This is a genomic window from Mesobacterium hydrothermale (genome assembly GCF_035818635.1).
Taxonomy (GTDB): domain Bacteria; phylum Pseudomonadota; class Alphaproteobacteria; order Rhodobacterales; family Rhodobacteraceae; genus Mesobacterium_A; species Mesobacterium_A hydrothermale.
Genome location: NZ_JAYLLH010000031.1, coordinates 1 through 24,250, shown reverse-complemented (window position 1 = coordinate 24,250; position 24,250 = coordinate 1). Strand labels below are relative to the sequence as shown.

The 24,250-nt window shown below is 65.3% G+C and carries 27 protein-coding genes; 16 read left to right on the top strand and 11 right to left on the bottom strand.

Annotation, left to right across the window (positions count from 1 at the left end; all coding sequences use genetic code 11):
* Positions 1–9 precede the first annotated feature (9 nt).
* The gene (gene dxs / locus VK792_RS16510) at positions 10–1,935 is read left to right on the top strand and encodes a 1-deoxy-D-xylulose-5-phosphate synthase (RefSeq protein WP_326298970.1); all 1,926 of its coding nucleotides are present in this window, start codon (positions 10–12) and stop codon (positions 1,933–1,935) included.
* A gap of 9 nt (positions 1,936–1,944) precedes the next feature.
* On the opposite strand, the gene VK792_RS16505 is transcribed toward dxs, so the two are convergent.
* Entirely contained in the window at positions 1,945–2,835 is an 891-nt protein-coding gene (locus VK792_RS16505; RefSeq protein WP_326298969.1) for an SDR family oxidoreductase, read from the bottom strand.
* A 120-nt stretch (positions 2,836–2,955) separates the two neighbouring features.
* On the opposite strand from VK792_RS16505, the gene paaA reads away from it, so the two are divergent.
* From paaA to VK792_RS16470, 7 genes are all read left to right on the top strand, one after another.
* Positions 2,956–3,939 (top strand): 1,2-phenylacetyl-CoA epoxidase subunit PaaA, encoded by a 984-nt coding sequence (gene paaA, locus VK792_RS16500; RefSeq protein ID WP_326298968.1) that lies wholly within the window; start codon positions 2,956–2,958, stop codon positions 3,937–3,939.
* A 77-nt stretch (positions 3,940–4,016) separates the two neighbouring features.
* Positions 4,017–4,301, top strand: coding sequence for a 1,2-phenylacetyl-CoA epoxidase subunit PaaB (gene paaB, locus VK792_RS16495; protein WP_326298967.1), 285 nt, complete (start codon positions 4,017–4,019; stop codon positions 4,299–4,301).
* Positions 4,301–5,035 carry a 1,2-phenylacetyl-CoA epoxidase subunit PaaC gene (paaC, locus tag VK792_RS16490; protein ID WP_326298966.1) on the top strand — a complete coding sequence of 245 codons (735 nt, stop codon included), beginning with the start codon at positions 4,301–4,303 and terminating at the stop codon, positions 5,033–5,035. The genes paaB and paaC overlap by 1 nt, the downstream gene beginning before the upstream one ends.
* Positions 5,032–5,499, top strand: a complete 468-nt coding sequence (gene paaD, locus VK792_RS16485; protein WP_326298965.1) for a 1,2-phenylacetyl-CoA epoxidase subunit PaaD — start codon at positions 5,032–5,034, stop codon at positions 5,497–5,499. The genes paaC and paaD overlap by 4 nt, the downstream gene beginning before the upstream one ends.
* An 8-nt stretch (positions 5,500–5,507) precedes the next feature.
* Positions 5,508–6,545 (top strand): 2Fe-2S iron-sulfur cluster-binding protein, encoded by a 1,038-nt coding sequence (locus VK792_RS16480; RefSeq protein ID WP_326298964.1) that lies wholly within the window; start codon positions 5,508–5,510, stop codon positions 6,543–6,545.
* 52 nt (positions 6,546–6,597) lie between these two features.
* Positions 6,598–7,218, top strand: a complete 621-nt coding sequence (locus VK792_RS16475) for a class I SAM-dependent DNA methyltransferase (RefSeq protein ID WP_326298963.1) — start codon at positions 6,598–6,600, stop codon at positions 7,216–7,218.
* An 82-nt stretch (positions 7,219–7,300) separates the two neighbouring features.
* A complete protein-coding gene (locus VK792_RS16470) occupies positions 7,301–7,783 on the top strand; it encodes a lytic transglycosylase domain-containing protein (RefSeq protein ID WP_326298962.1) in 483 nt (160 codons plus the stop codon).
* Between the two features lie 97 nt (positions 7,784–7,880).
* On the opposite strand, the gene VK792_RS16465 is transcribed toward VK792_RS16470, so the two are convergent.
* Together VK792_RS16465 and VK792_RS16460 are read right to left on the bottom strand one after the other, a co-directional pair.
* Positions 7,881–8,636 (bottom strand): class II aldolase and adducin N-terminal domain-containing protein, encoded by a 756-nt coding sequence (locus VK792_RS16465; RefSeq protein ID WP_326298961.1) that lies wholly within the window; start codon positions 8,634–8,636, stop codon positions 7,881–7,883.
* A gap of 88 nt (positions 8,637–8,724) precedes the next feature.
* Entirely contained in the window at positions 8,725–9,144 is a 420-nt protein-coding gene (locus VK792_RS16460) for a VOC family protein (protein WP_326298960.1), read from the bottom strand.
* A gap of 85 nt (positions 9,145–9,229) precedes the next feature.
* On the opposite strand from VK792_RS16460, the gene VK792_RS16455 reads away from it, so the two are divergent.
* The 3 genes from VK792_RS16455 to VK792_RS16445 all read left to right on the top strand — a co-directional run bounded on the left by VK792_RS16455 (position 9,230) and on the right by VK792_RS16445 (position 11,657).
* Positions 9,230–10,714 carry an AMP nucleosidase gene (locus tag VK792_RS16455; RefSeq protein WP_326299000.1) on the top strand — a complete coding sequence of 495 codons (1,485 nt, stop codon included), beginning with the start codon at positions 9,230–9,232 and terminating at the stop codon, positions 10,712–10,714.
* Positions 10,715–10,843: 129 nt separating this feature from the next.
* Positions 10,844–11,128 carry an HU family DNA-binding protein gene (locus VK792_RS16450; protein WP_326298959.1) on the top strand — a complete coding sequence of 95 codons (285 nt, stop codon included), beginning with the start codon at positions 10,844–10,846 and terminating at the stop codon, positions 11,126–11,128.
* Between the two features lie 130 nt (positions 11,129–11,258).
* Entirely contained in the window at positions 11,259–11,657 is a 399-nt protein-coding gene (locus VK792_RS16445) for a hypothetical protein (protein WP_326298958.1), read from the top strand.
* A gap of 3 nt (positions 11,658–11,660) precedes the next feature.
* Here VK792_RS16445 and VK792_RS16440 read toward each other — a convergent pair whose 3' ends face one another.
* Both VK792_RS16440 and VK792_RS16435 read right to left on the bottom strand, forming a co-directional pair.
* Complete coding sequence (locus VK792_RS16440) at positions 11,661–12,005, bottom strand: antibiotic biosynthesis monooxygenase family protein (RefSeq protein ID WP_326298957.1); 345 nt, start codon at positions 12,003–12,005, stop codon at positions 11,661–11,663.
* Positions 12,002–12,325, bottom strand: a complete 324-nt coding sequence (locus VK792_RS16435; RefSeq protein ID WP_326298956.1) for an NIPSNAP family protein — start codon at positions 12,323–12,325, stop codon at positions 12,002–12,004. The genes VK792_RS16440 and VK792_RS16435 overlap by 4 nt, the downstream gene beginning before the upstream one ends.
* A 71-nt stretch (positions 12,326–12,396) precedes the next feature.
* On the opposite strand from VK792_RS16435, the gene VK792_RS16430 reads away from it, so the two are divergent.
* Both VK792_RS16430 and pdxR read left to right on the top strand, forming a co-directional pair.
* The gene (locus tag VK792_RS16430) at positions 12,397–13,113 is read left to right on the top strand and encodes an ArsR/SmtB family transcription factor (RefSeq protein ID WP_326298955.1); all 717 of its coding nucleotides are present in this window, start codon (positions 12,397–12,399) and stop codon (positions 13,111–13,113) included.
* Positions 13,114–13,123: 10 nt separating this feature from the next.
* The gene (gene pdxR / locus VK792_RS16425; RefSeq protein WP_326298954.1) at positions 13,124–14,587 is read left to right on the top strand and encodes a MocR-like pyridoxine biosynthesis transcription factor PdxR; all 1,464 of its coding nucleotides are present in this window, start codon (positions 13,124–13,126) and stop codon (positions 14,585–14,587) included.
* 8 nt (positions 14,588–14,595) lie between these two features.
* On the opposite strand, the gene VK792_RS16420 is transcribed toward pdxR, so the two are convergent.
* Positions 14,596–15,636 carry an NAD(P)/FAD-dependent oxidoreductase gene (locus VK792_RS16420; RefSeq protein ID WP_326298953.1) on the bottom strand — a complete coding sequence of 347 codons (1,041 nt, stop codon included), beginning with the start codon at positions 15,634–15,636 and terminating at the stop codon, positions 14,596–14,598.
* A 55-nt stretch (positions 15,637–15,691) separates the two neighbouring features.
* Here VK792_RS16420 and mnmC2 point away from each other — a divergent pair, with 55 nt between their 5' ends.
* Both mnmC2 and VK792_RS16410 read left to right on the top strand, forming a co-directional pair.
* Entirely contained in the window at positions 15,692–16,363 is a 672-nt protein-coding gene (gene mnmC2, locus VK792_RS16415) for a tRNA (5-methylaminomethyl-2-thiouridine)(34)-methyltransferase MnmC2 (protein ID WP_326298952.1), read from the top strand.
* Position 16,364: 1 nt separating this feature from the next.
* Positions 16,365–17,231, top strand: a complete 867-nt coding sequence (locus tag VK792_RS16410; RefSeq protein WP_326298951.1) for a DMT family transporter — start codon at positions 16,365–16,367, stop codon at positions 17,229–17,231.
* Here VK792_RS16410 and VK792_RS16405 read toward each other — a convergent pair.
* Complete coding sequence (locus tag VK792_RS16405; protein ID WP_326298950.1) at positions 17,196–19,151, bottom strand: lytic transglycosylase domain-containing protein; 1,956 nt, start codon at positions 19,149–19,151, stop codon at positions 17,196–17,198. The genes VK792_RS16410 and VK792_RS16405 overlap by 36 nt on opposite strands.
* A gap of 139 nt (positions 19,152–19,290) precedes the next feature.
* Between VK792_RS16405 and dapA the strand changes: the two genes are divergently transcribed.
* Positions 19,291–20,166, top strand: a complete 876-nt coding sequence (dapA, locus tag VK792_RS16400; RefSeq protein WP_326298949.1) for a 4-hydroxy-tetrahydrodipicolinate synthase — start codon at positions 19,291–19,293, stop codon at positions 20,164–20,166.
* Positions 20,167–20,294: 128 nt separating this feature from the next.
* Here dapA and VK792_RS16395 read toward each other — a convergent pair whose 3' ends face one another.
* The 4 genes from VK792_RS16395 to lspA all read right to left on the bottom strand — a co-directional run bounded on the left by VK792_RS16395 (position 20,295) and on the right by lspA (position 24,090).
* On the bottom strand, positions 20,295–21,605 hold the full coding sequence (locus VK792_RS16395) for a M16 family metallopeptidase (RefSeq protein ID WP_326298948.1): 1,311 nt from the start codon (positions 21,603–21,605) through the stop codon (positions 20,295–20,297).
* Entirely contained in the window at positions 21,602–22,945 is a 1,344-nt protein-coding gene (locus VK792_RS16390) for a M16 family metallopeptidase (RefSeq protein WP_326298947.1), read from the bottom strand. Before VK792_RS16390 ends, VK792_RS16395 begins: the two co-directional genes overlap by 4 nt.
* A 106-nt stretch (positions 22,946–23,051) precedes the next feature.
* Positions 23,052–23,567, bottom strand: a complete 516-nt coding sequence (locus VK792_RS16385) for a DUF3035 domain-containing protein (protein ID WP_326298946.1) — start codon at positions 23,565–23,567, stop codon at positions 23,052–23,054.
* Between the two features lie 52 nt (positions 23,568–23,619).
* Positions 23,620–24,090 (bottom strand): signal peptidase II, encoded by a 471-nt coding sequence (gene lspA / locus VK792_RS16380; RefSeq protein ID WP_326298945.1) that lies wholly within the window; start codon positions 24,088–24,090, stop codon positions 23,620–23,622.
* Between the last annotated feature and the right edge of the window lie 160 nt (positions 24,091–24,250).

The following is a 24,250-nucleotide window of genomic DNA, read 5'->3' as shown; positions in this document are numbered from 1 at the left end:
GGACGCCCCATGTCTGCAAGACCCGCGACCCCGCTTCTGGACCGCGTTCACCTGCCCGCCGATCTGAAACAGTTTTCAGATGCCGAACTGGTGCAGGTCGCTCAGGAACTGCGGGCTGAAACGATCAGCGCGGTGTCGGAAACCGGCGGTCACCTTGGCGCGGGCCTTGGCGTGGTGGAACTGACGGTGGCGCTGCACGCGGTGTTCGACGCCCCGCGCGACAAGATCATCTGGGATGTCAGCCACCAAAGCTATCCGCACAAGATCCTGACCGGGCGGCGGGACCGCATCCGCACCCTGCGCCAAAAGGGCGGGCTGTCAGGCTTTACCAAACGCAGCGAAAGCCCGTTTGACCCGTTCGGCGCGGCGCATTCCAGCACCTCGATTTCCGCCGCCCTTGGCTTTGCCGTGGCGCGCGACCTGGGCGGCAGTTGCGACACCGGCCATGGCGACGCGATTGCCGTGATCGGTGACGGCAGCATGAGCGCGGGCATGGCATTCGAGGCGATGAACAACGCCGGCCATTTGAAAAAACGCCTGATCGTTATCCTGAACGACAACGAGATGAGCATCGCCCCGCCCGTTGGCGCGCTGTCGACCTACCTGAGCCGGCTTTATGCCGAGGCACCGTTCCAGGACCTGAAGGCCGCCGCCAAAGGCGCGGTCAGCCTGCTGCCCGAACCGTTCCGCGAAGGCGCCAAGCGTGCCAAGGAAATGCTCAAGGGTATGGCCGTTGGCGGCACGTTGTTCGAGGAACTGGGCTTCAGCTATCTTGGTCCGATCGACGGGCATGACATGGACCAGCTTTTGCCGGTGCTGCGCACCGTGCGGCAGCGTGCAACCGGGCCGATCCTGATCCATGTGCTGACCCGCAAGGGCAAGGGCTATGCCCCGGCCGAGACCGCCGACGACAAGGGCCACGCCACGGCGAAATTCGATGTGGTGACCGGCAAGCAGAAAAAGGCGCCGTCGAACGCGCCCAGCTATACCAGCGTCTTTGGCGACGCGCTGTTGCAGGCCGCCGCCGAGGACAGCCAGATCTGTGCCGTGACCGCCGCGATGCCCGACGGCACCGGCCTGAGCCTGTTTGCCGAACGCTATCCCAGCCGCTGTTTCGACGTAGGCATTGCCGAACAGCACGGCGTGACCTTTGCTGCCGGTCTGGCCGCGGGCGGGATGAAACCGTTCTGCGCGATGTATTCCACCTTCCTGCAACGCGGCTATGATCAGGTCGTGCACGATGTGGCGATCCAGCGCCTGCCGGTGCGCTTTGCCATCGACCGCGCAGGCCTTGTGGGGGCCGACGGCGCGACCCACGCCGGGTCTTTCGACATCGCGTATATGGCGAACCTGCCGGGCATGGTGGTCATGGCCGCCGCCGACGAGGCCGAGTTGAAACACATGGTCGCCACCGCCGCGGCGCATAACGACGGGCCCATCGCCTTCCGATATCCGCGCGGCGAAGGCGAAGGCGTGGACCTGCCCGAACGCGGCGAGGTGCTGGAAATCGGCAAGGGCCGGATGATCCGCGACGGCTCCCGGGTGGCGATCCTGTCGTTCGGCACGCGGCTGGGCGAGGTGCTGAAAGCCTGCGAAACGCTGGGTTCCAAGGGCATCACCCCGACGGTGGCCGACGCGCGGTTTGCCAAGCCGCTGGACCGCGATCTGATCCTGCGGCTGGCCGCGGAGCACGAGGCGCTGATATGTATCGAAGAGGGTGCGGTGGGCGGCTTTGGCAGCCATGTCGCACAGCTTCTGGCGGATGAAGGCGTGTTCGACACCGGGCTGAAATTCCGCAGCATGGTTCTGCCCGATACGTTCATCGACCAGGCCAACCCTGCCGACATGTACGCCGTGGCCGGGATGAACGCCGCCGATATCGAGGCAAAGGTGCTGTCGGTGCTGGGCGTCGAAAGCCTGGGCAAGCGGGCCTGAACGCGGGCGTTATCCAACCCCGTCCAGGGTCGGGGAACCATTGGCTTGCGTTTCGGCCGACAGGATCGCGCGCAGCCCCTCACGATAGGTGGGACAAAGCAGGTCAACCCCCAGTTCGGACGTGATCCTGTCGTTCCTGACCCGCTTGCTTTCGGCATAGAAACTGCGGGCCATGGGGCTCAGGTTTGCCTGTTCGAAGGGGACTTCGGGGGGCGGTTCGACCCCCAGCAGGTCCGCGGCAAAGGCGATCACATCCTGCGGTGCACAGGGCGCGTCATCGGCAACGTTGTACGCCGCGCCCGGGTTCGGCTGCGCGATCGAAGCGGCAAGCGTTTGCGCGATGTCGTCGACATGGATCCGGCTGAACACCTGCCCCGGCTTGACGATCCGCTGCGCCGTGCCCGTGCGCAGCCGGTCGAACGCGCTGCGACCCGGACCATAGATGCCGGGCAGGCGAAAGATGTGCAGCGGCAGGTGCGGAACGGTGCCCCATGCCGCCTCTGCCGCGACTCGGGCCGCGTCCCGTTCTGTTGCCGGGGTCAGCGGTGTGGATTCGTCCACCCAGCCGCCGTGATGATCGCCATAGACGCCGGTCGTGGACAGGTAACCGACCCAGTGCAGATGCGGCGCGCGCGCGGCAATCAAACCGCCGAAGGCGTCCAGCGTCGGATCGCCGCCGCCCCGTGGCGCGACGGAAACCAGAACGTGGGTCGCCCGATCCAACGCCCGGTGCACCGCGTCCTGCGCCCAGTCGACCGGGGCAATCCCTCGTGATTGCAACGCTTTTGCGCGGTCGGGATCGCGGGTGGTGCCCATGAAGGCCCAGCCGTCGGGCATCATCCGCGCCGCCAGCGCATCCGCCACATAGCCGTGGCCAAAGGTCAGAACCGTCCCTGTCATGGCGGCAAGGTGAGGGTCTGCACGGCGAATTGCAACCCGGTCAAACGTGTTACGAAAATTCTTTCATTTTTCGTTTTCGTAACATATATTCGCGCCACCAGATTGGGAGGGAGAGCGCCCATGTATTCGCAAGGTCTGATCGGGGCTGACAACAGCACGCACGAGACGCCGGACTTCCTTGAGGCGTTCCTGCGCCGCATCGACGCCGAGGAAAAGATCGAACCCAACGACGCGATGCCCGAGGGCTATCGCCGCACGCTTGTGCGCCAGATCGGTCAACACGCCCATTCCGAAGTGGTGGGGATGCTGCCCGAAGGCAACTGGATCACCCGCGCCCCCAGCCTGAAGCGCAAGGCCGCGTTGCTGGCCAAGGTGCAGGACGAAGGCGGGCATGGGCTGTACCTGTATTCCGCCGCCGAAACGCTGGGCGTCAGCCGCGCGCAGATGACCGAGGAATTGCTGTCGGGCAAGGCCAAGTATTCGTCGATCTTCAACTACCCGACGCTCAGTTGGGCCGATATCGGGATGATCGGCTGGCTGGTCGATGGCGCGGCGATCATGAACCAGATCCCGCTGTGCCGCTGTTCTTTCGGGCCGTATGCCCGCGCGATGATCCGGGTCTGCAAGGAGGAATCCTTTCACCAGCGGCAAGGCTATGAAATCGTCATGACGCTGGCGCAGGGCACACCCGAACAAAAGCAGATGGCACAGGACAGCCTGAACCGCTGGTGGTGGCCGGCGCTGATGATGTTCGGCCCGCACGATGCCGACAGCCAGCATTCCGATCAGTCGATGGCGTGGAAGATCAAGCGCTTCACCAATGACGAACTGCGCCAGAAATTCATCGACGCCACCATTCCGCAGGCCGAATACCTGGGGCTGACGGTGCCCGATCCCGACTGCAAGTGGAACGAGGACAAGCAGGGCTATGACCACGGACCGATCGACTGGGACGAGTTCTGGCGCGTGGTGAAGGGCGGCGGGGTGATGAACCGCGACCGGATCCGGGCACGGAAAAAGGCCTGGGACGACGGTGCCTGGGTGCGCGAGGCGGCGCTGGCGCATGCCGAGAAACGCCGTGTGCGGAAGATGGCAGCGGAGTGAGGGGCGCTGCCCCTCTTGGCCTGCGGCCAATTCACCCCGAGGTATTTTGAAAACCAAAGACGCAGGAGGAGCGCGCCATGACACTGGAAGTGCCGCTTTGGGAAGTCTTCATTCGGCCCCGCAACGGGTTGAGCCACAAGCATGTCGGCAGCCTGCACGCTGCTGACGAGGTCATGGCGCTGAACGCCGCGCGGGATGTCTATACCCGGCGGGGCGAGGGCACGTCGATCTGGGTGGTGCAGTCGGCGGATATTTTCGCGTCGGACCCCGACCAGGCGAGCGAGAATTTCGAGCCGACGGCGGGCAAGGTCTATCGCCACCCGACGTTCTACGAGATCCCCGAAGAAGTGGGGCATATGTGATGACCCTGCTGAACGCGGTTCTGGAACTGGCGGACGACCACCTGGTGCTGGGCCACCGGCTGTCGGAATGGTGTGGCCATGCGCCGATGCTGGAGGAAGACCTGGCCATGCCCAACATGGCGCTGGATCTGATCGGCACGGCACGCACGCTGTATGATTACGCCGCGACGCTGGAAGGCCTGGGGCGGTCCGAGGACGCGATGGCCTATCTGCGCGACGAGCGGGAGTATCGCAACCTGCTGCTGGTCGAGCGGCCGAACGGCGATTTCGCCCAGACCATGCTGCGGCAGCTGTTTTTTGCCGCCTTCATGGAGCCCTATTGGCGCGCCGCAATGGCCAGTTCCGACGCGGTGATCGCAGGTGTGGCCGGCAAGGCGGTCAAGGAGATGGCCTATCACATCCGCCACGCGGGGGAATGGGTGATCCGCCTGGGGGACGGCACCGAGGAAAGCGCGCGCCGGATGCGCGAGGCCGTCGAAGAGCTGTCGATCTACGTGGCGGAACTGTTCGAGAACGGCGCCAACGCCGGGCTGGACGCGCTGCCCGACCGCGCATCGGTGCGGGCCGAGTGGGAGGCGACCATCGCCCATGTCTTTGCCGAGGCGCAACTGGTGCTGCCTGAGGTCCTTTATCCGCAGACCGGCGGGCGCGCCGGGCTGCATGGCGAGGACCTGGGACATATGCTGGCCGAGATGCAGTCGCTGCACCGGTCGATGCCCGGGGTGACGTGGTGACCGACGCCTGGTCCGCAGCGGCCGCGGTGCCGGACCCCGAAGTGCCCTGCGTCACGGTGGCCGACCTGGGCATTCTGCGCTGGGTGCGGATGGAGGACGGGGTGGCCGTGGCCGGTGTCACCCCCACCTATTCCGGCTGCCCCGCGACGCTGGCGATCGAGATGGCGATCGAGGTCGCGCTGCGCGACGCCGGGTTCGAGGCGCGGATCGAGCGGGTGATTTCGCCTGCCTGGACCACCGACTGGATCACCGACGCGGGGCGCGAAAAGCTGCGCGCCTATGGCATCGCCCCGCCCGAAGGCGCCGTCGGCAAGATGGCGCTGTTCGGCGAAACAGAAGTGACCTGCCCGCGCTGCGGCAGCCGCGATACAATCCGCATCAGCGAATTCGGCTCGACCGCCTGCAAGGCGCAGTACCAGTGCCGCGCCTGTTCCGAACCCTTCGACTATTTCAAATGTATCTGAGGCCGCCCATGTTCCAGGACCTGACCATTGCCGATATCCGCCCCGAAGGCCGCGACGGCGTTGCGATCACGCTTGCCGGAACCGAAGGCATGGCCTGGACACCCGGCCAATACCTGACCCTGCGGTCCGAGGTGGGCGGGGAAGATGTCCGCCGGTCCTATTCCATCGCCTCGCTGCCCGGGCAGCCGCTGACCGTGGGGGTCAAGCGGGTCGAGGGCGGGACGTTTTCGACCTTTGCCCAGGGGCTGAAACCCGGCGACGTGATCAAGGTGATGCCACCCGAAGGCCGGTTCGTGCTGCGTGACGAAGACCGGATCGTGCTGATTGCCGCGGGGTCGGGGATCACGCCGATGGTGGCGATTGCCGGGGCCGCGCTGGCACGCGGGGCCGAGGTGGCGCTGATCTATGGCAACCGCGACAGCGGCTCGATCATGTTCCGCGAGGCGCTGGAGGCGCTGAAGGACCGCTACATGGGACGGTTCACCCTGATCCATGTGCTCAGCCGCGAAGAACAGGACGTGGCGCTGCTGAACGGGCGTATTACAGGCGACAAGGTGCTGGCACTGGGACGCGCGGGCGCGGTCGACCTGACCGGCGCCGACGGCGTGTTCCTGTGCGGCCCAGGTGAAATGATCGACGATGTGTCAACCGCGCTGACCGGTGCAGGCATCGCCCCCGAACGGGTGCATTTCGAACGGTTCTACACCGAGGAAGACGGCCCGCGCCCGGCACGATCCGCCGCTGCCGAGGCCGCCGCCGCCGGGGGCGTCGCGGTCGAGGTCGTGCTGGACGGGATCACCCGCCGGTTCGAGATGGGCGCACAGGACGACACCGTGCTGGACGCCGCCGAACGGCAGGGGCTGGAGCTGCCCTATTCCTGCCGGGGGGGCATGTGCTGCACGTGCCGCTGCAAGGTTGCCGAAGGCAGCGCCGAGATGGCGGTGAACTATTCGCTGGAACCCTGGGAACAGGACGCGGGCTTTGTGCTGGCCTGCCAGACCCGGCCGACCAGCGAAAGGCTGGTGCTGGATTTCGACGCGGCCTGAACGCAGGGACACCCCCCTTTCCCGACGCGCCGCGCCGCGCTACTCTGCGGGCATGACAGACCGGAAACCCGACCTTGGCGCCGCCTATGCCTTGCAGGGCCGCGACGACAACCTGAAGCTTTATGCCGACTGGGCGGAAAGCTATGACAGCGATTTCGCGCAGGACATGGACTACCGCCTGCCGGCACTGGTGGCTGATGCGTTTGCCCGGATCGGTCGCGGACCGGTGCTCGATCTTGGCGCGGGCACCGGGCTTTGCGGGCTGGCGCTGGCGCGGCAGGGGATCGGGCCGGTGGACGGCACCGACCTTTCCACAGAGATGCTGCAACAGGCCGAAGCGAAGGGCGTCTACCGCCGCTGTTTCACCGGCGACCTGCTGGGCCGGTTGCCGGTTGGCGACGGAGCCTATGCCGGGGCGGTCAGTTCCGGCACCTTCACCCATGGGCACGTCGGGCCAGAGGCGCTGACCGAGGTTCTGCGTGTGGTGGCGCCGGGCGGCTGGGTGGTTCTGTCGATCAATGCCGCGCATTACGCCGCCCATGGGTTCGAGGCCACGCTGGCGACGCTGCCGATCACCGATCTGACGCTGCCGGAACAGGCGATCTATGGCCCGGGCGGGTCGAGCGAACACCGCGACGACACCGCGTTTCTGGCGACCTTCCGCAAGGCATAGGCAAAGGGTTGCCAAGACGGGATTTCCCCACTGGCACATTCCACACGGTCGGGTAAGCAACGCGCAAAGAACGAGGGCCCTGATGCACAGCTATACCCGCCGAACCGCCATCCTGATCTCGCTTGCCGCGCTGGCCGCCTGTGGCCGCCGTTCCCGCCGCACCGCCCCGCCACGGCGCGAAAGCGAACCGCCGCTTTATCCCAACGAGACGCCGGAACTGCGTCGCCTGATCAACAAATATGCCGACCAGTACGAACTTCCCCGGTCGCTGGTGCACCGTCTTGCGATCCGCGAAAGCACGCACAATCCGGCCGCCCGGAACGGGCCATACTACGGCCTGTTGCAGATCCTGCCGCAAACCGCCCGCACCATGGGGTTCCGCGGCGAACCGCGCGATCTTCTGGATGCGGAAACCAACCTGAAATACGCCGGGAAATACCTGCGCGGCGCGTGGCTGCTTGCCGATGGCAGTCAGGACAGGGCAATCATGTGGTACGCCAAGGGATATTATTACGAGGCCAAGCGGCGCGGGATGCTTGTCGAAACCGGCCTGCGCGCGGGCTGAAAGGCCGAATGAGTATTTGTAGAAAGATGAAAGGAAGCGTTCTTCTGCTTTCATCTTTCCAATAAATACTCGAATTCCGGCGCCGCCACGCGCGCGCTCAGGTTGCGTAGTTCGACCCTTCTTCATCCAGGATCGCCTTCAGCTCTGCGAGGTGGCGGACATCCTGTTCGGGGTAAGTCTCGATTTCATGCGCGGTCTTTTCCGCGATCTCGTCGGACAGGACCTTGAGTTTCATTCCGGTTTGCAGGGCCTTGATGTAGGTTTCGGCGGCGCGTTCGAAGTAATACAGCCGGTTGAAGGTTTCCGCGACCGTGTCACCGATCACCATGACGCCGTGGTTGCCCATGATCATCACCTTCTTCTTCGGATCGTTGAAGAGTCGCGCGCAGCGTTCGCCTTCGTCCTCGAAGGCCAACCCGCCATAGTGGGCATCGACCACCTGGCGGTTGAAGAACATGGCCGAGTTCTGATCCACCGGGGGCAGAACCGGGTCCTCGAGGCAGGCCAGCACGGTGGCATAGATCGAATGCACATGCATGGCGCAGCGCGCGTGCGGGCAATGCCGGTGCAGCCCGCCGTGCAGGCCCCACGCGGTCGGATCGGGTGCATCCGGGCCTTGCATGGTTTCGGGGTCGTCGGCATCGATCAACAACAGGTCCGAAGCGCGGATTCGGCTGAAGTGTACCTGGTTGGGGTTCATCAGGAACTTTGTCCCGCTGTCGTTCACCGACAGGCTGAAATGGTTGGCGACGGCTTCGTGCAGGTTGAGCCGCGCGGTCCAGCGGAAGGCGGCGGCAAGGTCGACGCGTTCCTGCCAGTGTTCGATATTGGCGATCGGGTTGGGTGCGTTCATCGGGGCCTCCTGTCGGTTGCGGACAGAGTGGCGCGGCGGCGGCGGGCTGTCAAATGCGATGCACGTCGGCCATGGGCGCGCCCCAGCCCTATAGCACCCGCGACGGGATCCACGCGTAGCCGTCGGGGCAGAGCAGGTAGCATTCGCGCAGACCATGCGGCTTGTCGGTGGGCGGTTGCAGGAGGGTCATGCCATGTGACTCGGCCTTGTCTGCCGCGATATCTGGATCGGTGTCGTAGAGCCGCAGTTCGATGCCTGCGCCGCGCGGCGGGTTTTCCGGCAGAAGGCCCAGCAACGGGTTTTGTCCATAAGTCTTGTCGGAATGGAGCTGAAAAACCTGGGCACCGTAGCGCAGGATGGCGAAATCGGCGCTGACGCGGTACGCGTGCATGCCGAACATGGCCGTCAGCATCGCCACCTGCGCCCGCACGTCCCGCACCACGATGTTCAGGCCCAGCCCGCGCAGCGATGCACCGAAGTCCGCGGCCGGGACGGTGTCGTAATCCATGGCAGCACCTCTTACCTTTCATCTCAGCTTGATCCAGCTCCCCTATGCTGTCAACGTGAGCGCCAACGATAAACGAGAGGCAGACATGCAAGATCGCCCGATCAACCTTGAGGTCGTGAGTCCCAGGCTCCCCGAGCACGAGAGTTTCTTTTCCGCCGCCGCCGCAGTTGACCGCCTGGTCGAGCTGTATAACCAGTCGACCGGCTTTCTGTGCGACCGGTTCACCGACGCGATGCGCAACGGCCATCCCGGCGTGCGGCTGCGCGCGTTCTATCCCGAGATACGGCTGACCACGACCAGCTATACCCAGGTCGACAGCCGGCTGAGCTTTGGCCATGTCTCGACCCCGGGGATCCATGCCACCACCGTCACCCGGCCCGACCTGTTCCGCAACTACCTGCTGCAACAGATCGGGTTGTTGCTGCGCAACCATGATGTCGCCGTGCAGGTTGGCCCGTCGGAGACACCGATCCCGGTGCATTTCGCGGTGGCCGCGCATCCCGGCATGACGGTGCCGCAGGAAGGCGCGGCCGATTTCAACCTGCGCGACGTGTTCGACGTGCCGGACCTGAGCACGACCAACGATGACATCGTCAATGGCGTGGCCAAGCCCGCCGCCGACGGGGCCGAGGCGCTGGCGCCGTTCACCGCGCAGCGGGTGGATTATTCGCTGGCCCGGCTGGCGCATTACACCGCGACCGACCCGGCGCATTTCCAGAACCATGTGCTGTTCACCAACTACCAGTTCTATGTCAGCGAATTCGAAGCCTATGCGCGCAAGGTCTTGGCCGATCCGAACAGTGGCTATACCAGCTTTGTCAGCACCGGGAACGTCGAGATCACCGACCCGGAGGCCGAGATCCCGCAGAGCCCGAAGATGCCGCAGATGCCGACCTATCACCTGAAACGGCCGGGCGGCGCGGGGATCACGCTGGTCAATATCGGGGTCGGCCCGTCGAACGCCAAGACCGCGACCGACCACATTGCCGTGCTGCGTCCGCATGCGTGGATCATGGTCGGCCATTGCGCGGGCCTGCGCAATTCACAAAGCCTTGGGGATTTCGTGCTGGCCCATGCCTATCTGCGCGAGGACAAGGTGCTGGACGACGATCTGCCGGTCTGGGTGCCGATCCCGGCACTGGCGGAAATCCAGGTGGCGCTGGAACAGGCGGTGGCACAGGAAACCCAGCTGGACGGCTATGACCTGAAGCGGATCATGCGCACCGGCACCGTCGCCAGCGTCGACAACCGCAACTGGGAACTGCGCGACCAGCGTGGCCCGGTGCAGCGCCTGAGCCAGTCGCGCGCCGTCGCGCTGGACATGGAAAGCGCCACGATCGCCGCCAACGGGTTCCGGTTCCGGGTGCCTTACGGCACCTTGCTGTGCGTCAGCGACAAACCCCTGCACGGGGAACTGAAACTGCCCGGCATGGCATCGGATTTCTACACGACACAGGTGTCGCGGCACCTGATGATCGGGATTCGCGCAATGGAATTGCTGCGCGAAATGCCACTGGAACGGATCCACAGCCGAAAGCTGCGCAGCTTTGACGAAACCGCCTTCCTTTGACGCAAGGTAACGTCAGGCGAAATCATCGGAAAACTGCATGTGAATGCTCACAATGCGTTGTGTTCCCCCCCGTCATCCCTTTAAATATGGCGAATGAGGCCCGTTGGGGCAGTTTAAGGAGACCATAACATGGCCAAACCCATGACCAAGACCCAGCTTGTGGCCGCCCTGGCAGAAGAGATGGGCACCGACAAGAAAACCGCAGGTGCTGCATTGGATGCCGTGACCGCAATCGTGACCCGCGAAGTGGCCGAAGGCGGCGCCGTGACCCTGCCTGGTCTGGGCAAGTTCTATTGCCGCGAGCGCCCCGAGCGCATGGTGCGGAACCCCGCCACCGGCGAACAGTTCAAGAAAGAGGCCGACAAGGTGGTCAAGGTGACCGTCGCCAAGGCTCTTAAGGACAGCGTGAACTAAGCCGTATCGCGGCTTTCATGCGTATTGGTACGGGCCAGCCTTCGCGGCTGGCCTTTTGTTTTTCTTGTATAAAGACGGCTTGCGCGGTCTATACTCCCCGGACTTTGGAAGATTGGAGAGAGCCGTTTTCATGAAACACCTGATCCCGGCGGTTGTTGCCGCCCTGCTTGCCGCGCCCGCGACCCACGCCCAGCAATGGGACACCATCGCATCCTTTGGCGGCGCCTGGGACACCAACTGGGGCGACACCTGGGTCCTGACCGGCGGACCCGGCTATATCGGCACCTATACCGATGACAACGGGCGGTTCTGGCTGCAATTCACCGACCATGTCTTCGAAGGCTACTGGGCCGAGGACTCGTCGGATTACCGCTGTGATTACCCGGTGATGGGCAGCTATTACTGGGGACGGCTGGAACTGGCCAACAGTTCCAGGTTTCCCGGCATCCAGATGGCCTGGGGCTATTGCGACTGGGGCAACCTGGACAAGGCCTGGACCTTCCGCGAACGCCTGCCTGACGGGATGTAACCGTCAGCCGTGAACGCCCCGGCTGTCGTCCGGGGCCTGGTCCCGGTCTGTCTTGCCATAATCGCGCATCACCGACACCACCCGCAGGCGGTAGTCGGCAAACAGGCTGTTGCGCCCGGCGCTTTGCGCCTTGCGGTGCGCCTCGAGCTGTCGCCAGCGCTCCAACGCGGCCTCGTCTTCGAAGAACGACAAGGACAGCAGCTTGCCCGGGTTGGTCAGGCTTTCGAAGCGCTCGACGCTGATAAAGCCTTCGATCTCTTCCACCAGCGGACGCATCCTGGCCGCCATGTCCAGATAGGCTTCGGTCTTGCCGTCGGCCGGTTCGACTTCGAAGATGACGCCGATCATGATTGCCCCCCGTGTGGTGTGCTGACCAGTTTCAGAAAGGTCCGGTCCTCGCGCAAGATGAATTTCCTGTCTTGCGCGAAGGCATAGTTTTCCGCCCCCAGCGGATCGACCGAGAGGCGGGCCCGGTATGCCTCGTACTCGGCCAGGTTGGGAATGTTGTAGATGCCATAGGCCAGGGTCGAAGACCCTTCGTGCGGGGCGAAATACCCGATCAGGTCGGCACCGCAACGCGGTATCGCCTGGCCCCAGCGCCGGGCATAATCGACAAATTCCGCCCGCTTGGTCGGATCGATGTGATAGCGGATGACACAGGTCAGCATGGTGTTCCTTTCGTTGACTGCCCCCGGTATCGCAGATTGACGCTCACAAATGCTTCGATCAGGATCGAAGCATGAAAGACGGACCGGATATCGCGCGCATTGCAGCTCTGATCGGGGATCCGGCGCGGGCCAATATCCTGACCGCGCTGATGTCGGGCCGTGCGCTGACGGCAACCGAACTGGCGGCAGAGGCCGGGGTAACGCCGCAAACCGCGTCTTCGCATCTTGCCCGGCTGCGCGACGGCGGCCTGATCGCAGAGGCAAAGCAGGGGCGGCACAAGTACCTGCGACTGGCCTCGCCGGACGTGGCACAGGTGCTGGAAGCGCTGATGGGCCTTGCCGCCGGACAGGGGCAATTGCGCACCCGTCCCGGCCCAAAGGACCCGGAACTTCGGCAAGCGCGGGTCTGTTACAACCACCTGGCGGGGGATCGCGGTACGCAGATGTACGATTCCCTTGTGACGCGCGGTTTCCTGAGGGCAGAGGGCGAGGCGCTGGGGTTGACAGAGGCCGGCGCGGCCTTTGTCGAGGCCTTCGGTATAGACCATGCCGCGCTCGCGCGCGGGCGGTCTGCGCTGTGCCGCCCCTGCCTGGACTGGAGCGAACGGCGCAGCCACCTGGCCGGAAGCCTGGGTCGGGCGATGTTGCAACGGATCGGGGAAATCGGCTGGGCGCGGCGGATCGAAGGCACAAGAATTGTGCGCTTTTCCCCGCAGGGACTGCGGGATTTCGATGCCACTTTTCCCAGCACGTCGGTCCAGATTGCACCACAGGTAAGACCAGACTAGGCTTTGCCCCATGGCGATCCCGGTTGAGACCTTCTTTCTTGCACCCGACGGGCAAGGCACCTTGCAGGCCCGTATCCAGCAAATGGTGGCCGAGGGCATCCTGTCCGGCCGGTTCCGGCGTGGGGAAAAGCTGCCGTCGTCGCGGCGGCTGGCGCATCATCTGGGCGTCAGCCGGATCACGGTGACGCTGGCCTATACTGAACTTCTGGCGAACGATTACCTCAGCGCGCGGGGGCGGTCGGGGTACTATGTGTCCGAAAACGCGCCTGAACCCCCGGCGTTCGACGCCCCCCGACGCGGCGAGGACCAAGTCGACTGGACCCACGCCATCGGTCAGCGGTTCACCGGTGCGGTGGGGGTCAGCCGGCCCAAGGACTGGGCGCGCTATCGCTATCCGTTCATCTATGGGCAGGCCGATCCACAACTGTTCGACCATGCCAACTGGCGACTGTGCGCGGTGCAGGCGCTGGGGGTGCGGGATTTCGCGGCGCTGACGCGGGATTACTATGATCAGGACGATCCCGACCTGATCGAATTCATCGTGCGCCACACCCTGCCCCGCCGTGGCATCATCGCCAAGCCGGACGAGATCCTGATCACGCTGGGCGCGCAGAACGCGCTGTGGCTGGCGGCGCAGGTGTTGCTGACGCAACGGCGCGTGGCGGCGGTGGAAAACCCCTGTTACCCCGGACTGCGGGATATCCTGCAGCAATCGCGGTGTCATATGGTGCCGGTCCCGGTGGACCAGAACGGGCTGGACCCGGACGCGCTGCCGGATGAATCCGACGTGATCTTTACCACGCCCAGCCACCAGTGCCCGACCTCGTCGACCATGCCGCTGGACCGGCGGCGGGTGTTGCTGGACCGCGCCCGCGAGATGGAGGCGCTGGTGGTCGAGGATGACTACGAATTCGAAATGTCGTTCCTGAAGCCGCCGCTGCCCGCGCTCAAAAGTCTCGATACCGAGGGGCGGGTGATCTATGTCGGCAGTTTTTCCAAGTCGCTGTTCCCGGGGCTGCGGCTGGGCTACCTTGTCGGCTCTGCGCCGTTCATCCGGGAAGCCCGCGCCCTGCGTGCCAGCGTACTGCGCCATCCGCCGGGCCATATCCAGCGCACCGCCGCCTATTTCCTGAGCCTTGGTCACTACGACAGCCTGATCCGCCGCATGTCCAAGGCGCTGCACCAACGCCGCCGGGTGATGGAGGACGCGCTGGCCCGTCACGGGCTGGAGATCGCGGGACGCGGCGCGCACGGCGGATCGTCGGTGTGGATGCGCGCGCCCGAAGGTGTGAATACAGAAGTTCTGGCAGAGCGGCTGCGCGCCCGCGACGTGCTGATCGAACCCGGGGCGCCGTTTTTCAGCGAAGCACCCGCGCCGCGAAATTTCTATCGGCTGGGCTACAGTTCGATCCCGGTGGAACGGATCGACGAAGGCATCGCCCGGCTGGCGCAGGAACTGGCGGCGCTGGGATAGCGGGACTGCTACTTCCGCAACGACACCTCGACCCGGAACCCTTCTGGAATGCCATCGCGCCCGTCCAGCAACAGATCGGCCATGACTTCGCCCACCTTGGGAGCCATGCCAAAGCCGATCTTGAACCCGCCGTTGGCGATGAAATGCCCCGGCCTGCCCGGCCACGGCCCCAGCATCGGCGCCCGGCTTCTGGCGCGGGGGCGGACACCGGCCCAGCGCTCGATCACCTCGGCGTTTCGCAGCACCGGCAGGGCAGAGCGGACGCGGGCGATCAGGTCGTCGCATTGCGCATCCGTCGTACCGGGATCGTCGAAATCGCGTTCAGAGGTAGAGCCGATGGCGACCGTCCCGTCGTAATGCGGCACGATGTGCAGGCTGTCGGCGTAAAGCTGCGGCAGGTCGCGGGCGTCATGGCGAAACAGCGCGGACTGGCCCTTGACCCCGGCCCCCACGGTCTTGCCCAAGTGTTCGGACAGGTCCAGCAAACCGCGCCAGCCGGTGGCCCAGACGATCTGACCCTTTGCGTCGCCCTTTGCCACCACGGGAACGCCCCGCGATGCCAGCGCCGCCACCAGCGCGGCCCCCGCCGCACGGGGGAACATGCGCGCGGTCAGCGTGTCATGGACCACCATGCCGGTGGGGCTGGCGGGGACCCAGTCGCCGAACTCCGATGCCGGAACCACGCGCCAATCGGCCCGGCCCTGCCACAACGCCCGGGCACTCGCTGCCCGGGCATGGGCCAGCTCCAGCGCGCGGGCATCTGCGATGGGCTGCAACCGCCCAGAGCGCAGATAGCCCGGATCGCGCTCCCCGGCGCGGGCCACATCTGCCCACCAGTCTTCGGCCATCAACAGGCTGTCCAACTGGAACGCCTTCTTGTCGTTCCAGTTCTCGGGCACATGCGGGGCCAGCGCGCCGACCAGCCCGCCGGACGATCCCGCACCCGCGCCGAACGGGTCGATCACCTGCACGTTTGCCCCGCGCCGGGCACAGGCCCAGGCCACCGACAGACCGAAAATTCCCGCGCCATAGACTGTGATTTCGGCCATTGCCTTTTGTCCCGATCCGCCCCTAGGTTCAGCCCACTTCTTAAGGAATTACGGCATGGACGACCAGAGCAAGGGCGTGGACTGGCGCGATGACACGGTGCCGGTGTCGCGGCGCTTTGACGACCCGTATTACTCGCTGGAAAACGGACTGGAAGAGACCCGCCACGTGTTCCTGTCGGGCAACGGTTTACCGGGACGGTTCCGCGACGGGTTCCACGTGGCCGAGCTTGGCTTTGGCACCGGGCTGAACCTGCTGGCCTGCCTTCAGCTGTGGCGGCAGACGGGGGTGGCCGGTGTCCTGCACTTCACCACGTTCGAGGCATTCCCCCTGCCCGCCGCAGATATGCTGCGCGCACAGGCAGGCTTTCCCGAGGTGGACGCGATTGCAAGGGAACTGGCCCCGCACTGGCAGGCCGGCGCGACCGAAATCACCCTGCCCGACCTGTCGTTCCGGATGATCCCGGGAGATGCGCGCATCACCGTTCCGGCCTGGGACGGCCGGGCCGATGCCTGGTTCCTGGACGGGTTTTCGCCCGCGAAGAACCCCGAACTTTGGGAGCCCGCCCTGCTGGCCCAGGTCGCGCGCCACATGGCACCGGGCGGCACGGCGGCGACCTATTCGGCGGCCGGCGGCATTCGCCGGGCGCTGGCCGAGGCCGGGCTTGCGGTTGACCGCGTGCCGGGATACGGGCGCAAACGACATATGACCATCGCGCGGAGCGCCTGACATGGCAGACCCAAATCCCCGGCTCGGCATCCTGCTGATGGTCATCACCACGATGATCTTCGCGTCTCAGGACGGGATCTCGCGCCATTTGGCGGACCAGTACAACGTCTACATGGTCATCATGATCCGGTACTGGTTCTTCGCCGCCTTCGTCGTGGCCATTGCCGCGCGCAAGCCCGGCGGTTTGCGCGCCGCCGCGCGGACCCGGCAGCCCTGGGTTCAGGGGTTTCGCGGGGTTCTGCTGGCGGGCGAGGTGATCGTGACGATCCTGGCCTTCACCTGGATGGGGCTGATCGAAACCCACGCCATTTTTGCCTGCTACCCGCTGCTGATCGCGGCGCTGTCGGGGCCGGTGCTGGGTGAACATGTTGGCTGGCGGCGTTGGGCGGCGATCGGCGTGGGGTTCATCGGCGTTCTGATCATCCTGCAGCCCGACAAGGGCGTGATTTCGCCGCTGGCCATCGTGCCGCTGATCGCGGCGGGGATGTTCGCGCTATATGGTCTGCTGACGCGCTATGTCGCCCGGCAGGACAGTGCCGCCACCAGTTTCTTCTGGACCGGAACAACCGGCGCGGTGTTCATGACCGCGATCGGCCTGTGGTTCTGGGAACCGATGAGCCTGCAGGACTGGGGCTGGATGGCGGTGCTTTGCGTGACCGCCTCGCTGGGCCATTACACGCTGATAAGGTGTTACGAGGTGGCCGAGGCCAGCGCGGTCCAGCCCTTTGCCTATCTGCAACTGCCCTTCGCATCGGCCATCGGCATGGTGGTGTTCAGCGAAGTCCTGCGCCCCAACGTGGCGATCGGCGCGGCGATCATCGTATCGGCGGGTCTATTCACCCTGTGGCGCGCGCGGCAAAAGGGTTGAGCCCGCCAGTTCCTGGCTGAACGGCAGCGGATGTGGGTCCAGCCCCAGCCGTGCACGGTAAACCGGCAGGCTTTCGGTCACGCGCATGATGTAGTTGCGGGTCTCGTCGAAAGGGATGAATTCGATCCAGTCGATGACGTCGACAGCCCCGGTGCGCGGGTCGCCGTATTCCGCCATCCAGCGGTCCGGGCGGCTGGGCCCGGCGTTATAGGCCGCGGCGATCATCACCGCGTTGCCCCCGAACCGACTCGCCAGTTCCGCCAGATAGGCGGTGCCCAGCGTCACGTTGAAATCGGGATCCGATGTCAGCTTGCCCACCTGATAGTCCAGCCCCAGCTTGCCCGCGACCTCTTTCGCGGTGCCGGGCATGACCTGCATCAACCCGCGTGCGCCCGCAACGGAAATCACCGACGGGTCGAATTCGGATTCGCGCCGGGCAATCGCCAGCGCCAGTTCCGACGGTACCGGCAGGTCGCGCGTGGCCATCGGATGCAACGCGTAATAGGGCCGGGGCAGTTCCACCCCGAATTGCGCCGCGCGCTTGCCCAGCATCACCTGGATATGCGGCTGGCGCAACTCGGCCAGCATATCGCCCATCTGCGCCATCTGGGTCGGGTCCAGCGACTCTGCCAGATGGGTCAGGAACCGTTCCGACAGGCTGAGTTCGCCCGCCGCCAGCAGCAGGATCGCGGCCTCGAACACCGTCGATTGGGTAAAGGCCGCCTCGCGCCACGGTGGCAGATCGGCGTCGCCCGACAGCGCCGCGTTGAACGGGATGCCGCCGCGCTCGGCCGCCAGCAGGCCGTAAAACGACGTCTGGTATTGCGCGCCAAAGGCATAGGCCGCTTTTGCCGCGGCCTTGTCGCCCCGCGCCTCTTCCGCGCGGCCCAGCCAATAGCCGGCCCGACCCAGCGAAATCGGCGTTTCCACGGCGGCCAGGAAATGCTGGAAATGGTCGCGCGCCAGGTCCGGATTTTTCAGTTGTTGCAGGGCGATGTACCCCGAAAGCCATTCAAGGTCGACATAGTCCGAGCCTTCGACAAGGAAATGGGTCGAGGCAATCTTGTACGCCTCTTCCGGGCGGCCTTCGCGCATCGCCTCGCGGGCAAGGTCGCGGCGACGGTCGGCCCAGGCCCAGGGCTCTCCCAGCGACGCAAGGCTGACCGACCGTTCCAGCAGCAGCGCGATGGCATCCTTGTCGCGGCCCTTGCGCACCCGCCACAAGAACCGCTCGAAGGCCAGACCGGGGTCGTTCAGCAACGCCTCTGGCACTGCCTCGATCCGGGTATCGACACCCCCATCCAGCGCGCGCAACGCCATCCGCGCCTCGGCCAGCTTTTGCCAGCCGTCATCGACCAGCGTCAGCATCGCACGGGCGTTCTGTTCCCAACCCTGCCAAAGCGCCATGTCCAGCCGCGCCGCGTGATGCGGTTTCAGCACCTCGCCCCAACGATCGAGGAAAACCTGCCATTCCGACGACGACAGCACCAGGGTACGCCACGCCAGAACGACCTCGGCCTTGGCGGCCCCGTCTTCGCCCCTTGCCGCCAGCGCGCGTGCATAGGCCAGTGCCCCGGCCCCGGTCTGCGGCGGCGCGTCGGCGAAAAAGGCCAGCACATCCGCATCGGAAGCGGCGGCCATCGCCTCTTCGCTTTTCTTGCGCAGGTAGGGCAGGCCGGGCCAATCGGGGTTGCGCGACAGGAACTCCTGCACTTCTGCCGCATCGCCAAGCCCGGCGCGCAGGTGGTGCCAGGTGATGACATCGACCGCCCCGGCCCCGTCACCACGGGCCGCGATCTTGGCCCCGGCCCAGTTGCCGTCGCGCATCGCCGCCAGCGCCTGCGCCAGCGGACGATCCGCGGGCTGGGCATCGGCGACCAGGCCGATCAGACAGAAAACTACGGCCAGAAGACGCGACATAAGCTTGCAATTTCCGCTCTGAAAAGGAATAGACACGCCGCAAGGATACCGCCTGCCTTCCCGCACTCAACTCACTTTCGCGGCAGGTGGCGCGGATCCGCATGAAAATTGAACTTCAACAGCGAAATAGGAGCGTGAGATGTTCAAGGGATCAATGCCTGCCCTGGTCACGCCGTTCAAGGACGGCGCCGTGGATTTCGACACGCTCAAACAGCTGGTGAACTGGCACATCGCCGAGGGCAGCCACGGGCTGGTCCCTGTCGGCACCACGGGTGAAAGCCCGACCCTGTCCCACGAAGAACACGAGGCCGTGGTCGACTGCGTGGTGAAAACCGCTGCCGGTCGCGTGCCGGTGATCGCGGGCGCCGGGTCGAACAACACCGTCGAGACGATTCGCTTCATGCAGCATGCCAAGGCCGTGGGCGCGGATGCGGCGCTGGTGGTGACGCCCTATTACAACAAGCCGACGCAAGCAGGGCTGATCGCGCATTTCACCGCGGCGCATGATGCCGCCGACCTGCCGATCATCATCTACAACATCCCCGGCCGCTCGGTGATCGACATGACCCCGGCCACCATGGGCGACCTGGCGAAACTGCCGCGCGTCGTCGGCGTCAAGGATGCCACCGGCGATCTCGCCCGCGTCTGCGCCCAGCGCCTCACCTGCGGGCCGGATTTCATCCAGCTTTCGGGCGAAGACGCCACCGCGCACGGGTTCAACGCCCAGGGCGGCACCGGCTGCATCTCGGTCACTGCCAACGTGGCCCCACGGCTTTGTGCCGACCTGCAAAACGCCTGCCTGGCCGGCGACTACGCCAAAGCACTGAACATCCAGGACCAGCTGATGCCGCTGCACCAGGCCATTTTTGCGGAACCGGGGGTGAGCGGGGCAAAATACGCGCTGTCGCGCCTTGGCAAATGCGCCGAGGACGTGCGCCTGCCACTGCTGCCGGTGACCCAGCCGGTGCGCGACCGCATCGACGCCGCGCTGCGCCACGCCGGCCTGCTGGCCTGACGGCAGCCGCCGGACACGACCGCAAGGCGGGCCCGAGGGTCCGCCTTTTCTCTTTCATCTTTCCAGAAATACTCCAGGGGTGAATTGCCCGGCACGGGCAAGAGGGGGCAGCGCCCCCTCCTCTCCTCTCAGCCGGGCGTTTCCAGCCCGACCGGGCGGCCCACCACCACGAAGGTCAGGGTGTCGGGGTCCAGAAGGCGCGCCGCAACGCGCTTGATGTCGTCAAGCGTCAGCGCCTCGACCTTGGCATTACGGGTATTGACATAGTCCGGCGACAGACCGTCCATCTGCATGCCGACAAGGATATCGGCGATCGAGGCATTGCCGTCGAGGCGCAGCGGATAGGCCCCGGTCAGGTAGGTCTTGACCCGCGTCAGCTCTGCTTCGGTCGCACCGTCCCGGGCCATCTTTTCCCATTCGTCACGAATGACCTTGATCGCCTCGGCAACGGTTTCGTTGGCCGACGCCACCCGGCCCAGATACAGCGCCGCATGATCCTTGGGAACAAGGTAGGAATAGACACCATAGGTCAGCCCGCGCTTTTCGCGCACCTCATCCATCAGGCGGCTTTCGAACCCGCCGTTGCCAAGGATCGTGTTCATCACGTAGGCGGCGAAGAAGTCGGGATCGTCCCGCGCGATACCTTCCTGGGCAAAGACCGCGACCGATTGCGGCGTATCAAAGGGCACCACATCGACCCCGCCGGTCAGGGCCACCGGCACGTCCTCGGGCATCGGCGCGCCCGTTTCCGGCAGGTCCCCCAGCAGCGTATCCAGAAGCGCACCCAGTTCCTCGGCGGTGATGTCGCCCGCGGCGCTGACATAGACTCGATCCCGGGCCAGCGCGCCACGATGGGCGCTCAGCAGGTCATCGCGGGTCAGGGCGGCGACGCTGTCTTCGGTGCCGTCCGTCGGGTGGCCATAGGGATGATCCCCAAAGGCGAGCGCATCCAGGCGGGCCATGGCAATGGCGTCCGGATCTTTCAGGTCCGACCGGATTGAAGAAATCACCTGTCCCCGCACCCGTTCGATGGCGTCCGCGTCGAACCGCGGCGCCACCAGGCTGTCACGCAGCAGCGCCACGGCCTGGTCGCGGTTTTCGGTCAGCATCCTGGCCGAGACCGACACCGCGTCGTCATAGGGGCGAAAGCGGAATTTCGCGGCCAGCGCTTCGCTCGCCTCGGTAAAGGCCCGCGCGTCCTTGTCGCCGGCCCCTTCTTCCAGCAACGCCACCATCAGACTGGTCGCGCCACGCGTGTCAGCGGCATCCAGCGAGGTGCCGCCACGAAACCGCAGTTCCAGCGCGGTGAAGGGGATCGAGTGCTCTTCGACCAGCCAGGCCTTGATACCGCCCGGGCTGGTCACTTCCTGGATCTTGACCTCGGCCAACGCGGGGATCGCGGTCAGCACCCAGACCGCAACAATGACAAGCACTCTCATTGCGTCATCTCCTCGTCTTTCATCAGCCAGCCAGTGACCGATTGCTTGCGGTCGAACACCTCGCGCGCCGCGGCCATGATGTCTTCGGGGGTGACGGCTTGCAGCACATCGGGCCACGCCTGGATATCGTCAACAGTCAGGCCCGCAGTCAGCGCCCTGCCATAGCGTTGCGCCAGGCTTTGTACGTCGTCACGTTCATAGACCTCCTGCGCCCGCATCTGGAACTTGATCCGGTCCAGTTGAGCCGGGTCGATGCCGTCGATCATGAACTCGGCCAGAGTCCGGTCCAGCGCTTCTTCGGCCTGTTGCAGGGAAACGCCCTCGGCCGGCACGACGACCAGTCCAAAGCTGGTGTCATCCAGCGAGGTCGGCGAATAAAACGCGCTGGTGTAAACCGCGGTCTGGCTGTCGAACTGCAGCGCACGGTTCAGCACAGCGGTTTGCCCACCACCCAGGAGTTCCGCCAGAAGCACCAGCGCGGCGGCCTTTTCCTGCGCCCCGGCGTCGCGCTCCGGCGCAAGATAGGTGCGCACGACATAGGGCTGCGCCACACGCGCATCGCGGTACACCAGCCGTCGTTCGGCGGTTTGGGGCGGCTCTTGAGGGCGGGCACGCACGGGCAGCTCGGGATTGGCCGGCAGTGTGCCATAGGTCGCTTCGGCCAGCGCGCGCACCTCTTCGGGATCGGCATCGCCCGCGACGATCAGGATCGCGTTGTTCGGCGCATAGAATTCCCGGTAATAGGCCAGCGCATCCTGCAGCCCGAGGTTTTCCATCTCGTGCCGCCAGCCGATGATCGGCGTGCCATACGGGCTGTTGAGATAAAGCGACGCCATACGCTGTTCGCGGAACAACGAGCCCGGGTCGTTCTCGATCCGCTGGTTGCGTTCTTCGATGATGACATTGCGTTCGGTCAGGATGTCGTCCTCATCCAGCCGCAGGTTCACCATCCGGTCGCTTTCCATTTCCATCATCAGCGGCAGTCGGTCGGCGGCGACACGCTGGAAATAGGCGGTGTAGTCATAGCTGGTAAAGGCGTTGTCGTTGCCACCGTTCTCGGCCACCCTGGCACTGAATTCGCCCGGCGCCAAGGTATCGGTGCCCTTGAACAGCAAGTGTTCCAGGAAATGCGCAACGCCAGAAACACCGCGTGTTTCATCGGCAGATCCGGACCGATACCAAACCATGTGGACAACAACGGGGGCGCGGTGATCCTCGATCACCACCACGTCCATTCCATTGTCGAGCGAGAAAGTCGTGACCTGTGCGTCGCTGCCCTCAGCCGCCAACGGCGATGCAAGACTGACGAGAACGGACAACCAGACGGCAAGACGCTTCATGTGGGCCTCCCTTTTGCGGATAGGCCAAAGCTACGCGCAAGGGCGCCAAGTTCAAGCCGGTTCAACGAAATTGTGACAGCCCGCGGTCGCCGGCGGGCGAACCCGGTCAGTTCGGCGGCGCAGACGGCGTGCGCGCCCCGGCGCGGCGATAGCGGTTCAGCGCGTCATAAGGATCAAGCGTTTCGCGCCTGTAGGCACGGTAATAATCGTCGCGCGGCACGACCGACCAGGTGAACAGCGACTTGCGCTTGCGGAATTCCAGGTCCTCGGCCGCCAGCTGCTGGCGGATCGTTCCCTGAAGCCCATAGCGCGACGCACGCGCCACAAGCGCCCGGTCCGTCGCCGGATAGCCCTCTGCCTGCAAACGCGACGGCTTGCCGCCCAGGGCCGCCACTGCATCGGCGATGGGCGTCTGATCGGTCCGGTTCGCCCCGCCGGGCGTCGGTGCCGGCAGCGCGGCATAGCTTTCCGGGGCTTCCAGCGGTTTGGCCGGCAGGATGGAAAACTCCTCGGGCGAACGGCTGTTCGACCGCAGGTCATGCAGGGTGATATCCCTCTCGCGCCCGCCACAGGCGGCGAGCCCAAGAATTGCCAGCAAGATCACGATGCGCGGCCCCGTCATCGGCCCCTCCGTTCCGTTCCGGCCCAAGGTTTAGCGGAATGCGCAACCAAGGTCACGAGCCCTTTTTGCCGTCGGCAAAAAACACCAGCCCCAGCGCCCCGGCAAAGATCGCCACGTCGGCAACATTGAACGCGTACGGGTTTTCGATCCCACAGCACGACATGTTCAGGAAATCGGCCACCGCCCCATAAACCATCCGGTCCACCACGTTGCCCAGCGCGCCGCCGATCAGCACTCCGGCACAGGCCATGCCCAGCGGTTTCAGCTTTTCACGCCAGGCCCACCACAGCACAAATGCCACGATCCCCAACGCCACCGCGATCAGGACCTGCCGCGCGGTGTCGCTGTGGCCCTGCAACAGCCCGAAGTTGATGCCGTAGTTCCACGCCATGCGCAGGTTCAGGATCGGCGGCAGCACGTCGATCTCGCCCCGGTTGGCCAGGTCAAGCCAGCTCAACACCAGCCATTTGGTCACCTGGTCCAGCGCGAAAATGATCACGGTCCAGCGAAACAGAATGCGCATCGTCGTCTCCCTGTCGTCCGGGCAGCCGTTCCCCGCAGAAACCCACGCCCCTTTTCATCTTTCCCAAAATACTCCGGGGGTCCGGGGGCAGAGCCCCCGGCCGGGGGCGGGGGCGGCCCCCCCCCCCCACCCCCCCCGCCCCCGCCCCCCCGGGGGGGAC